At 67.0% G+C, this 11716-nt stretch carries 9 protein-coding genes; 5 read left to right on the forward strand and 4 right to left on the reverse strand.

The features are described 5' to 3' along the window. Window positions 1-8: 8 nt before the first annotated feature. The 5 genes from leuC (at window position 9) to QE389_RS13345 (ending at window position 5471) form a co-directional block, all read left to right on the forward strand. Complete coding sequence (gene leuC, locus QE389_RS13325) at window positions 9-1439, forward strand: 3-isopropylmalate dehydratase large subunit (protein ID WP_307368198.1); 1431 nt, start codon at window positions 9-11, stop codon at window positions 1437-1439. Then, a complete protein-coding gene (gene leuD / locus QE389_RS13330; protein WP_307368201.1) occupies window positions 1432-2016 on the forward strand; it encodes a 3-isopropylmalate dehydratase small subunit in 585 nt (194 codons plus the stop codon). The genes leuC and leuD overlap by 8 nt, the downstream gene beginning before the upstream one ends. Next, complete coding sequence (gene leuB / locus QE389_RS13335; protein WP_307368204.1) at window positions 2016-3122, forward strand: 3-isopropylmalate dehydrogenase; 1107 nt, start codon at window positions 2016-2018, stop codon at window positions 3120-3122. Before leuD ends, leuB begins: the two co-directional genes overlap by 1 nt. A 278-nt stretch (window positions 3123-3400) precedes the next feature. Next, the gene (locus QE389_RS13340; protein ID WP_307368206.1) at window positions 3401-4684 is read left to right on the forward strand and encodes an ammonium transporter; all 1284 of its coding nucleotides are present in this window, start codon (window positions 3401-3403) and stop codon (window positions 4682-4684) included. Window positions 4685-4778: 94 nt separating this feature from the next. Continuing rightward, a complete protein-coding gene (locus QE389_RS13345) occupies window positions 4779-5471 on the forward strand; it encodes a TorF family putative porin (protein ID WP_307368209.1) in 693 nt (230 codons plus the stop codon). Between the two features lie 55 nt (window positions 5472-5526). On the opposite strand, the gene QE389_RS13350 is transcribed toward QE389_RS13345, so the two are convergent. The 4 genes from QE389_RS13350 to QE389_RS13365 form a co-directional block, all read right to left on the reverse strand. Further along, a complete protein-coding gene (locus QE389_RS13350) occupies window positions 5527-7899 on the reverse strand; it encodes a glucan 1,4-alpha-glucosidase (protein WP_307368211.1) in 2373 nt (790 codons plus the stop codon). 8 nt (window positions 7900-7907) lie between these two features. Then, on the reverse strand, window positions 7908-8849 hold the full coding sequence (locus tag QE389_RS13355; protein ID WP_307368214.1) for an alpha/beta hydrolase: 942 nt from the start codon (window positions 8847-8849) through the stop codon (window positions 7908-7910). After that, window positions 8846-10369, reverse strand: a complete 1524-nt coding sequence (locus QE389_RS13360; protein ID WP_307368216.1) for an MFS transporter — start codon at window positions 10367-10369, stop codon at window positions 8846-8848. Before QE389_RS13360 ends, QE389_RS13355 begins: the two co-directional genes overlap by 4 nt. 150 nt (window positions 10370-10519) lie before the next feature. Beyond that, a complete protein-coding gene (locus QE389_RS13365) occupies window positions 10520-11704 on the reverse strand; it encodes a glycoside hydrolase family 97 catalytic domain-containing protein (RefSeq protein WP_307368219.1) in 1185 nt (394 codons plus the stop codon). Between the last annotated feature and the right edge of the window lie 12 nt (window positions 11705-11716).

The raw sequence follows: 11716 nt of genomic DNA on the forward strand, positions 1-11716 counted from the left end.
GGCGTCGGATGAAACCGGGTAAAGAAGCCGCCACGCCAAGGACGCTGTTCGACAAGGTCTGGGACGCGCACGTCGTGCGGTCGGAAACGGCCGAGACGCCTGGGGTTCTGTATATCGACCTGCATCTGGTGCACGAAGTCACCAGCCCTCAGGCCTTCAGCGAGATCGAGGCGCGCGGCCTGAAGGTGCGTCGTCCCGACCGGACCTACGCCACGCTGGACCATTCGACCCCGACCCTGCCGCCCGGACCGGACGGCCGCAAACCCTATGTCACCGCCCAGGCCGAGGCCCAGGTCCATACGCTGGAGCGCAACTGCGCCGCCCACGGCGTGCGGCTGGCCGGCTGGGATTCGGACGATCGGGGCGTGGTCCATGTGATGGGGCCGGAACTGGGTCTGACCCAGCCGGGCATGACGGTGGTGTGCGGCGACAGCCACACGGCGACGCACGGGGCGTTCGGCGCCCTGGCCTTCGGCATCGGCACGTCCGAGGTCGGGCACGTCCTGGCGACGCAATGCCTGTTGCAGCGCAAGCCCAGGGCCATGCGGGTGACGGTGGACGGACGGCTGGAGCCGGGCGTGTCGGGCAAGGATGTCGCGCTGGCCGTCATCGCCGCCATCGGCTTCGGCGGCGGGACCGGCTATGTCATCGAATACGCCGGCGAGGCGGTGCGGTCGCTGGACATGGAAGGGCGGATGACCCTGTGCAACATGTCCATCGAGGCGGGGGCGCGCGCGGGCATGATCGCGCCGGACCAGACGACCATCGACTGGCTGCGCGGCCGAAAGCACGTTCCGGCGGATTACGAGGCGGCGACGGCCGCGTGGCTGACCCTGGCCACCGATCCGGGCGCGACCTTCGACAAGGAGATCGTGCTGGACGGCGCGGCCATCCGTCCTATGGCGACCTGGGGTACGACGCCGGACGCAGGGGCGCCGGTCGGGTCGCCCGTGCCGCAGCCGCAGTCGGACAGCGACCGCAAGGCGGTCGCCTATATGGGCTTCACACCCGGCGAGGCGACGACGAACCAGCCGGTGGACGTGGTCTTCGTCGGTTCCTGCACCAACGGCCGTCTGCCGGACCTGCGCGCCGCCGCCGAGGTGCTGCGCGGGCGCAAGGTGAAGCCGGGCCTGCGGATGCTGGTGGTGCCGGGATCGGAAGCGGTGCGCCGCGACGCCGAGGCCGAAGGGTTGGATCAGATATTCATCGCAGCCGGGGCCGAATGGCGCATTCCCGGCTGTTCGATGTGCATCGCCATGAACGGCGACGCCGTGGGGCCGGGCCAACTGGCGGTCTCGACCTCCAATCGCAATTTCGAAGGCCGCCAGGGCAAGGGCGCCCGCACCATCCTGGCCAGTCCCGCCACGGCGGCGGCGACGGCTGTGGCCGGCGTGCTGACCGATCCGCGCGTCTATCTGAACGAGGTTGAGCATGTCTGAGCCGTTTCAGGTTCTAACGTCGAAAACGGTCACGCTCAGTCAGGCCAATATCGACACCGATCAGATCATTCCGGCGCGGTTCCTGACCACCACCACGCGCGAAGGCCTGGGCAAGGCGGCCTTCTACGATTGGCGCTACGAGGCCGACGGATCGGAGAAGCCCGAGGCGATCCTGAACCGGATCGACCCGGCCGAGCATCGCATCCTGCTGGCGGGGCGGAATTTCGCCTGCGGATCGTCACGCGAACATGCGCCCTGGGCGCTCTACGACTATGGCTTCCGGGCGGTGATCTCGACCGAGATTGCTGACATTTTTACATCGAACGCGCTGAAAAACGGCCTCCTGCCGATCGTCGTCAGCCAGGCGGTTTGGGACGATCTGGCCGCGCAGCCGGATCAACCCGTCACGATCGACCTCCAGGCGAACGAGATTCGGCGCGGCAATGCCCTGCCCGTGCCGTTCAGGGTCGAATCCTTCGCCCGCCAATGCCTGCTGGATGGGGTGGACACCCTGGGCTGGCTGCAATCAAACCTGCCCGAGATCGAAGCCTACGAGCGATCGAGAGAGACCGCCTGATGACCACTTCCGCTCCCAAGACCTACAATATCGTCGTCCTGCCCGGCGACGGCGTCGGCCCGGAGGTGGCGGGCGCCGCCCGTCAGGTGCTGTCGGTCATCGCCGACTTCTACGGCCACCATTTCGTCTTCACCGAACATCTGATCGGCGGCGCGGCCATCGACGCGACGGGCGAGCCCTTGCCCGAGGCGACCAGCAGGGCCTGCCTGGACGCCGATGCGGTTCTGCTGGGCGCGGTCGGCGGACCCAAGTGGGATGGCGGCAAGGTGCGGCCCGAACAGGGGTTGCTGGCCATCCGCAAGGTCATGGGCCTGTTCGCCAATCTGCGCCCGCTGCAGGTCTCGCCGGTGATGGCGCACCGTTCGCCGCTGAAGAAGGAGATCGTCGAGGGCGTCGACCTGATCGTCTTCCGCGAACTGACGGGCGGGGTCTATTTCGGCAAGAAGACCCGCGACGAAAAAGGCGCCACGGACCTGTGCGAATATACGGTTGCGGAGATCGAGCGCGTCGCGCGCGCCGCCTTCCAGACCGCGCGCCAGCGTCGCGGCAAGGTCACGTCGGTCGACAAGGCCAATGTGATGGAGACCAGCCGTCTGTGGCGCGAGGTCGTGACCCGCATCCACGCCGAGGAATTCCCCGAGATCACCTTGGAGCACGCCCTGGTCGACTCCATGGCCATGCACCTGATCCGGAAGCCGCGCGAGTACGACGTCATCCTGACCGAGAACATGTTCGGCGACATCCTGTCCGACGAAATTTCCGTGCTGGGCGGCTCCATCGGCCTGTTGCCGTCGGCGTCGCTGGGCACGGCGGGGCCGGGCCTGTTCGAACCGATCCACGGCTCGGCGCCGGACATCGCGGGGCAGGATCTGGCCAACCCCGTCGGCGCCATCCTGTCGGCGGCGCTGCTGCTGCGTCACAGCCTGAAGCTGGAGGACGAGGCCGATTCCATCGAGGCGGCCGTCGCCGCCGTCCTGGCCGCGGGCGCCGTTACGGCCGACCTTGGCGGGGAACTGGGCACGCGCGGGGCGACCGAGGCGGTGATCGACGCCATCCGCGCCATTCACTGGGCGGCGGCGCACCGGGTGCAGATGCACTGGGCGTAAAGCATCTCGACAAGGCGCGGAAAACGTTTCGCCAACCTTGGCTTTAAGGGCAATCTAAAGTCGGGTTTTCTGCGCCTGATCGAAGGATCATGCGCCCCTGAATTTTTGTCTCACGACCGTTGCAAGAAAGTTGCGCTGTTCGCCGTCTTGCCTCTTGCGTATCACGCAATTGCGGTAAAACCTTCGCAACTGCGAGATTGCATAGGGGGTACTAGCTCATGTCGCGGATTCGAAATCGACTTATGAAGGCTGCGGGGTTGTTTGCGCCGTTGCTGTGTATGGCCGCCGCCGGTGCGGCCCAGGCGCAGGAGGCCGCGCCGGCCCTTCTGGGGCACCAGAAGGAACTGGTGCTGGACGGCGCCGGAACGTCCTGGCTGGGCGTCTCCACCGCCCTGGTGCTGCTGATGACCCTGCCGGGCCTGGCGCTGTTCTATGGCGGCATGGTGCGCAAGAAGAACGTCATCGCCACCATCACCCAATCCGTCGGCGTCTTCGCCGTCGTCACCCTGGTCTGGTTCATCGCCGGATACAGCCTGGCCTTCGGGGCCAATCCGTCGGCGGGGCTGCAGCCCTTCATCGGCGGCCTGGACATGCTGTTCCTGAACGGCGTGTCGCTGAAGACCGCCAACGGCCTGCTGCCCGGAATCCCCGAGTTCCTGTTCATCTCCTTCCAGATGACCTTCGCCATCATCACCCCGGCCCTGGTGACGGGCGCCTTCGCCGAGCGGATGAAGTATTCCGCCCTGCTGCTGTTCACCGCCCTGTGGTCGCTGCTGGTCTATGCGCCGATCTGCCACTGGGTGTGGGGCGGCGGCTTCCTGGGAACGGCCGGCGTGCTGGACTTCGCGGGCGGCGCGGTCGTTCACGTCAACTCGGGCGTGGCGGGTCTGGTCTGCGCCCTCGTCCTGGGCCGCCGTAAGGGTTACGGCGTCGAGCCGATCAATCCGCACAACCCTGTCCTGACCATGATCGGCGCCTCGCTGCTGCTGGTCGGCTGGATCGGGTTCAACGCCGGTTCGGCCGGCGCCGCCAACGAACTGATGGGCGTGGCCTTGCTGAACACCATCCTGGCCGCCGCCGCCGCCGCCCTGACCTGGAAGCTGGTCGAGGTGATCGAGAAGAAGAAGGTCTCGCTGATCGGCATGCTGTCGGGCGTCGTCGCGGGTCTGGTCGCCATCACCCCGGCGGCCGGCTTCGTGGATCCCAAGGGCGCCGTGATCATCGGCCTGATCGCCGGTCCGGCCTGCTACGCCTCCTCGGTCTGGATCAAGAAGCTGCTGCGCTACGACGACAGCCTGGATGCTTTCGGCATCCACGGCGCGGGCGGTCTGATCGGCGCCCTCCTGACCGGCGTGTTCGCCTCCACCGCGATCAACAGCCTGTCGGAAGGCGCCAATGTCGGCGCCCAGGCGCTGGGGCTGCTGTGGACCATCGTCTACAGCGCCGTCGGCACCTTGATCATCCTGTTCGTGTGCAAGTTCACGACGGGTCTGCGTGTCAGCGAGGCGGAAGAAGCCGCCGGTCTGGACACCTCGCTGCACGGCGAGGCGCTGGAACACTGATCACGGACACTGGGCGGGCGCGGGCTCCCAAATCCCGCGCCCCTCTCTCTCGCGCGGCCCCTGGTCGCCAATCAATCAATAACGGGGATAAACAATGAAAAATCAGCTCCTTGGCGCGGCCGCCGCCGCAGCAATGACCCTCGGTCTGTTCGCCGCTGCGCCCGCTTCGGCCGAAGACCTGAAGCTTTCGGCCAATGTAGGCTTGGTCAGCGATTATGTTTTTCGGGGTTACAGCCAGACGAATGAGAATGCCGCACTGCAAGGCGGAGTGGATGCAGCTTACGGTTCTTTTTACGCGGGGACTTGGGCTTCTACCGTTGATTTCGGCGACGACACCGGCGCCGAGCTAGATGTGTATGGCGGCTACCGCACCGAAGTGGCCGGCTATGCGCTTGATTTCGGCGTGATCGGCTATCTTTATCCGAAAGAACCGTCTGGCGCGGACTACACTTATGTCGAGTATAAGGCTGCAGCGTCGCGGGCGGTCGGTCTTGCCACCATTGGCGCGGCGGTTTATTATTCGCCCAACTTCTTCGGAACGGCGGACAAGGAAGCCGTCTATACTGAAGTGAACGGCTCCTTCTCGCCAATCGAAAAGGTCACCGTCTCTGGCGCTCTCGGGTTCCAGTACCTTGATCATAGCGACGATTATTCGACCTGGAACTTGGGCGTAACCTACGCCATCGATCCGGCCGTTGGTTTGGACCTTCGCTATCACGATACAGATGTGAAGGGGGTTCCCGGCGCCGCAGATCGGGTCGTTGCGGGCGTCAAGTTCGCCTTCTGATTTTCAACTCGTGAAGGAAAGGCCCCGGAGAGCGATCTCCGGGGCCTTTTTCGTATCAGCGGGCGTAGCGCGCCTGGACCGGCTCGTAACTGTCCCACACCTTGCCGTCGGCCAGGGACCGCAGCAGTTTCAGGTATTCGGCATGGGTCCAGGCCAGGGGCGTGGCCGAGTCCGTGTTCTGCCCCAGGGCGTAGTCGCGCGGCGTGGGGTCGCCCACCCCGTCCCAGACCTGTTCGGCCAGCATCAGGCCGTCGTTGGCGAACCGTTCCATGCCGCGCACATAGGTCTGGCGGATGGCGGCGACGTCGGCGGCGGAAGGCGTGCCGTTCACGCTGGCGCGGGCCAGCTCATAATGGCCGCGTTCGCCGGTGAAGAAGGGCCAGACCCGGCCACGCTGGCCGGGGCTCATCTCGCCCCCAACGCCGTAGTTGGCGCCGGTGACGTGGTCCTCGCCATATCCGTCCACGCCGTAGCGGCGCCAGCCCGGCGTCTTGTCGCCCTCGGGGCCGAAGTCGTAGCGGACGCGATAGAGCGGCTCCAGCGCCTGGTCGTCATAGACGGGCAGGGTGGCGACGATGTGGGGATCGTCGGCTTTCCGCACGCCATAGCGCACCAGTTCCAGGAAGCCGCCGTCCACGACCCGATCCTCGGCCGGCGCGATCTGGCCATTGGCGACGCCGATCGGGGCCTTGTCGTTCGGGTTCTCGTTTTGGGTGACGCGGATGAAGTAGCGCCCATCGCCGAAGTCGCCGTTGGTGGTGAACATCCGGCCTTCGATCTTGCCGGCGTAGTCGTCGGCGGCGGCCTGATAGCGGGCGGCGTTCGCGACGTCCCCCGATGCGCGCGCCATTTCGGCGGCGACCGTCAGGCCTGCGACGACGGCGGCGGTGGTGGACGGCGAATAGCCCTGCTGCTCCTCCCAGCGTTCCTGTTGGGTGAAGGGGGGCTTGATCTCGGCGTCGTTCCACATCAGGCCGACCTTGCCGCCGTCCACCAGGAAGTCGGCCGCCGGCTTCAGCATGGACCGATAGTGGTCGGTCATCTGGGCGTCGGACAGCCAGCCCATCTTCCACAGCCGATAGCCCAGCATGATCGGCATGGCCGTCTGGTCCAGCTGGACCGCGACCCATTCCAGCTCGCCGTCCACATGGGTCTTCTGCAGGAACCAGCCGCCGACGCCGGTGTTGCCCGGCGTGTTCGGCCCGACCTGGACCTGGGGCAGATAGTTGAAGGCCGCCAGCGGCGTCTCCTTGTCGCCCAACGCGGCCAGCGCCATCGCCACCTGATAGAAGTCGCGCGGCCAGACCGCCTTGTAGCCGGTCGAGGATTTCGACGCATCCACCGTGTCGCCCCACGGGTTGGACAGGCTGGCGATCAGGGCGCCGGCATGGGTGCGGTCCTCCTGCACCTTCAGCATCAGGGCCGAGGCATAGGCCAGCTTGCCGCCGTCGGTCGCCTGCTCGGCGATGCGCGGCAGTTCGGTCAGGGAGGCGACATAGTCCTCCCAGCCGACCCGGTCGCCCTCGCCGTTGAAGCGGGCCAGCACCTCGTCAAGGCCCGTGGCGAACGATCCGTCCGCCGCCGCGCGGGCCTCGGCCTCGCTGTGGCCGAAGCCGATGACGAAGTCGCGCGTGATCTGGGTGCTTTCGCGCATCCGGGGCAGGGCGCCGGTCATCATGGTGTTGCCGCCCTGATCGCCGGTCGAGGCATAGGTCCAGTCCATCTTGCCGTCCTGAAGATCGTTCAGGCCGTCGGAGGTCCCGACAAAGCCGACGCTGGCCTTTTCGAACGCCTGGCTGGGCTTCAGGACCAGGTGGGTGTCGCCTTCCCAGGCATGGAATCCGTCGCGCGTGACCTGGCCGCGATCCTCGACGCCGGTGTTGGCGATGTGCGGCTCCAGCATCAGATAGGGCGTCACCTCGCCCTTCAGCGCCGTGAGGGTGACGCGCAGCACCAGGGCGTTGCGGTCCGGGTCGGTGAAGATTTGCTTTTCGATCTGGAAGCGGCCGTTCTTGTCGCGCGTCGTGATGCGATAGGCGGGCGACAGGGGGCGACCCTGGGCGTCCACATGCAGATATTCGGTCCGTTCGGTCGTGCCAGGCCCCTCGACCACCAGGCCGTCGGGGGTGACGACGCCGAAGCGCAGCGCCTTGATCTGGGCCTCATGGATCAGGCCGTACATGGTCTCGGTCAGGACGCCGTCGGCGATGGAGAACCAGACCTTGGACACCGCGCCGGTCGGGCCGCCGTCGCGGTACTGGCCGTCGACATAGGCTTCATAGGCGGCGCCGGCGCCGGTCTTGGCTGCGCTGGACCAGACGGGTGGGGCGCCGGGTGCGCCGGGGGCGACGCCCGATTGGGCGCTTGCGGCGGAAGCGATGGCCAGGCCGGCGGCGCCGGCGAGGCAGAGGGTACGGAAGTGACGCATTGTGGTCCTCACGGGTTGCGCGTGGGGGCGGGGGAAAGAAGGAAGGTCAGGGGAACGTCCAGACGCTGGTTCCAGGACGCCTCGTTGTGCTGGGCGCCGGGGAAGACCAGGCTGCGGAAGGCGTCAGGGCCATAGCCGCGCGCGCGGAAGGTCTGATCCACCTGGGTCTGGAAGGCGGCATAGAACTGATCCAGCGTCTCGTCGCCCCGGTCGAAATAGAAGCGGTGCGCGCCGGGCGCGGGCAGGCCGCGTTCGATCACGCCGGTCCAGGCCGCGACCAGCCGTGCGCGCCAGGCGTCCAGCGCCGCGCCCGCCTCCAGCCCTTCGACCTTCAGCGGCCAATGGGTCGACAGACAGGCGGCGGCGGAAAAGACGTCCGGCCGCTTCATCACCGCATGGAGGGAGATCAGCCCGCCCATGCTGGAGCCGGCGATCATCGTGTCCTGAGGTCCGGTCAGGGTGCGATAGGCGCCGTCGATGAAGGGCTTCAGCTCTTCGGTCAGAAACCGCAGATAGCCGTCTGACAAGGACGGGCCGCCATAGATGGACTGGACCTCGTCGCGCATATCGGCGGGCAGGGCGGCGATGAGGTCGGCGGGGACATATTCCCGCAGCCGCAGATCGGTGTTCCATACGCCGACGACGATGGGGGCGCGCACCTGACCGCCCGCGATCAGCCGCGTCAGATGCTCGTCCACGCCCCATTCGCCGAAGTTGGCCGTGGCCGCATCGAACAGGTTCTGGCCGTCGTGCATGTAAAGGACGGGATAGGTCTCGCCCGACGCCTCGTATCCCGGCGGCAGCCAGACCGAGACGTTGCGCGTCTTCACCTGGGCCGATGCGACGCCTTGATGCAGGATCAGCCGCCCGCCCGCGACAGTCCCCTCCGCGCGTGCTGAGCCGGCGAAGGGCAGGGCGGCCATGAGGGCCAGCAGACCGCGCCGGTTCATCCGCGATGCTCCTTGACCCTCAGCGCGCTGGCGGCGGCCAGGACGAAGGAGACGGCGCCCAGCACCAGGGCCCAGATCGCCTGGCCGTCGAACAGGGTCTTCAAAATCAGGCCCAGGACGGTGGCGGCCAGCAGCTGGGGCACCACGATGAAGATGTTGAAGACGCCCATATAGACGCCCATCTTCCGGTCCGGCACCGCCGCCGACAGGATGGCGTAGGGCATGGAGACGATCGACGCCCAGGCGAAGCCGACGCCGATCATCGGCACCCACAGCAGGCCCGGCTCGCGGATGGCGAAGACGCCGAACAGACCGGCCGCCCCCAGCAGCAGCATCAGCGCGTGGGTCGCCTTGCGCCCGATCCGCTTCGCCAGAACCGGCAGGGTGAAGGCCGCCAGGGCCGCAACCCCGTTATAGACCCCGAACAGCACCCCCACCCAGTCGGCGCCCGTCGCATAGGCGGCCGAGGTCGTGTCGCTCGTGCCGTAATGCACGCGGGTCACGGCGGCGGTGGTGTAGATCCACATGGCGAACAGGGCGAACCAGCTGAAGAACTGAACGACCGCCAGGCCGCGCATCGTCTCGGGCATGCGGAAGATGTCGTTCAGGATCTCGGTCGCGGCGTTGACCATGCCCCGGCGCTGCATCATGCCGACGGCGATCATCAAAAGGCCGAACCCCACCAGGAACCCGCCCAGGATCAGAAGCTCCTTCTCAAGGTTCAGGAGCGTGATCAGGCCCAGGGCCAGCAGACCGACGACGCCGCAGGCAAGGCCAGAGCCCAGCCAGCCCTGAACCGATCGGGCAGGCGGTTCCGGCGTGTCGTCGGCGACCGCGGCGCCGGTTCCGGCGCGTTCGAAGGCGGCGATCTGTTCGGGGCTGTATTCCCTGGTCGACAGCACGGTCCACAGCACGGCCGAAAACAGGCCGGCGGCGCCGACGTAGAAGGCGATCTTGACCGACAGGGGCACGACGCCCGCCTCGGCGGTCGAGGCGATGTGGAAGACGTTGGACAGCAGCCACGGCAGGACCGAGGCGAACACCGCCCCCGCGCCGATGAAGAAGCTCTGCATCGCATAGCCGGCGGTGCGCTGCTCCTCCGGCAGATTGTCGCCGACGAAGGCGCGGAACGGCTCCATGGTGATGTTGATCGAGGCGTCCATGATCCACAGCATGGCCGCGGCGAACCACAGCGACGGGCTGTTGGGCATGGCGATCAGGGCCAGGGTCGTCAGGATCGCCCCGACGAGGAAATAGGGTCGCCGCCGCCCGAACCGCGTCCAGGTCCGGTCGCTGAAATGGCCGATGATCGGCTGGACCAGCAGACCCGTCAGCGGCGCCGCGATCCACAGGATGGCCAGCGTATCGACCTCGGCACCCAGGGTCTGGAAGATGCGGCTGGTGTTGGCGTTCTGCAGACCGAAGCCGATCTGGATGCCGAAGAAGCCGACGCACATGTTCCAGATCGCCAGGCCGGACAGGCGCGGGCGGTGGGCGAGAAGGGGTGTTGCGCTACTCATGCGCGTTTCCCGTCGTCATTCCGGGGCGGGCGCGGCCCGAACCCGGAAGCCAGGAGAGCATCACCGCTCCATCCCCGTCATCGAGACCAATCCCCTGGGTTCCGGGTTCTTCGCTGCGCGACGCCCCGGAATGACGAAAAGCGTTGCCGCTCATTTCCGACGACGCCCGACCGGCACGAACCGGATCGCCTGGCCGCCGCCGGGCGCCAGCGCCAGGGTCAGGGTGTCGGCCGATGTCACTTCGCTCTGCTCGATGACGATGTCCTCGCGCTTGCCCTTGTAGTCGGCGTCCGGGCCGTCACGATAGATTTCGGCGCGGTAGCGGCGGCCGGCGTCCAGGAAGTCCAGGTCGGCGGTCAGGACGCGCGGGTTCTCGTCGGTGATGGCGCCCAGGGCCCAGATGTCCGACCCGCGTTCCTTGCGGGCGATCACGACGTAGTCGCCCAGTTCGGCGGCCAGGGTGCGGCTCTCTTCCCAGTCGACCGGCACGTCCTTGATGAACTGGAACGGACCGGGATTGGCCTCGTAGTTGACCAGCAGATCAGCCGCCATCTGGATCGGGCTGTAGATGACGACATAGAGGGCCAGCTGCTTGGCCCAGGTCGTCTGCACCCCGCCGGGACTGCGCGTCTCCATGCCGAAGATGCCGGGCGTGTAGTCCATCGGTCCGGCCAGCAGGCGGGTGAAGACCAGGTTCGGCTCATGCTCGGGCGGATTGCCGGGATTGCCCCAGGCCGAATACTCCATGCCGCGCTGACCCTCGCGGCTGATGATGTTGGGATAGGTCCGGCGCAGGCCGGTGTCCTTGAACGGTTCATGGGCGTTGATCGCCACCTTGTGACGGGCGCCGGCCTCCACCACCCGCATATGGTGCTGGGCCATCGCCTGGCTTTCGTGCCAGGCCATGACCATCCGTCCGTCCGGCCCGGCGACGCGCGCGCCCTGGGCGTCGGCGACATAGCCGGTCTTCACCGAATGGACGCCCAGCCGCTCATAAAGCGCCATGGCCGGTTCAAGCTGTTGCTCGTAGTGGAAGGCGTTGCCGCCGGTTTCGTGGTGGCCGATCAACTGCACGCCCTTGGCGCGGGCGTGGGCGCAGACCGCCTCGATGTCGAAATCGGGATAGGCCTCGGTGAAGCTGAAGTCCGCGCCGTTGGCGAACCACTGGCCGTCCCAGCCCTTGTTCCAGCCCTCCACCAACACCCCGCCCAGGCCGTGCCTGGCCGCGAAGTCGATGTGCTTGATCGCATTCTCGGTGGTTGCGCCGTGCTTGGGACCGGAGTTCCAGGTCTTCAGGTCCAGGTGCATCTCCCACCAGACGCCGACGTATTTCATCGGCTTGAACCA

The organism is Brevundimonas sp. SORGH_AS_0993 (assembly GCF_030818545.1).
Lineage (GTDB): Bacteria > Pseudomonadota > Alphaproteobacteria > Caulobacterales > Caulobacteraceae > Brevundimonas.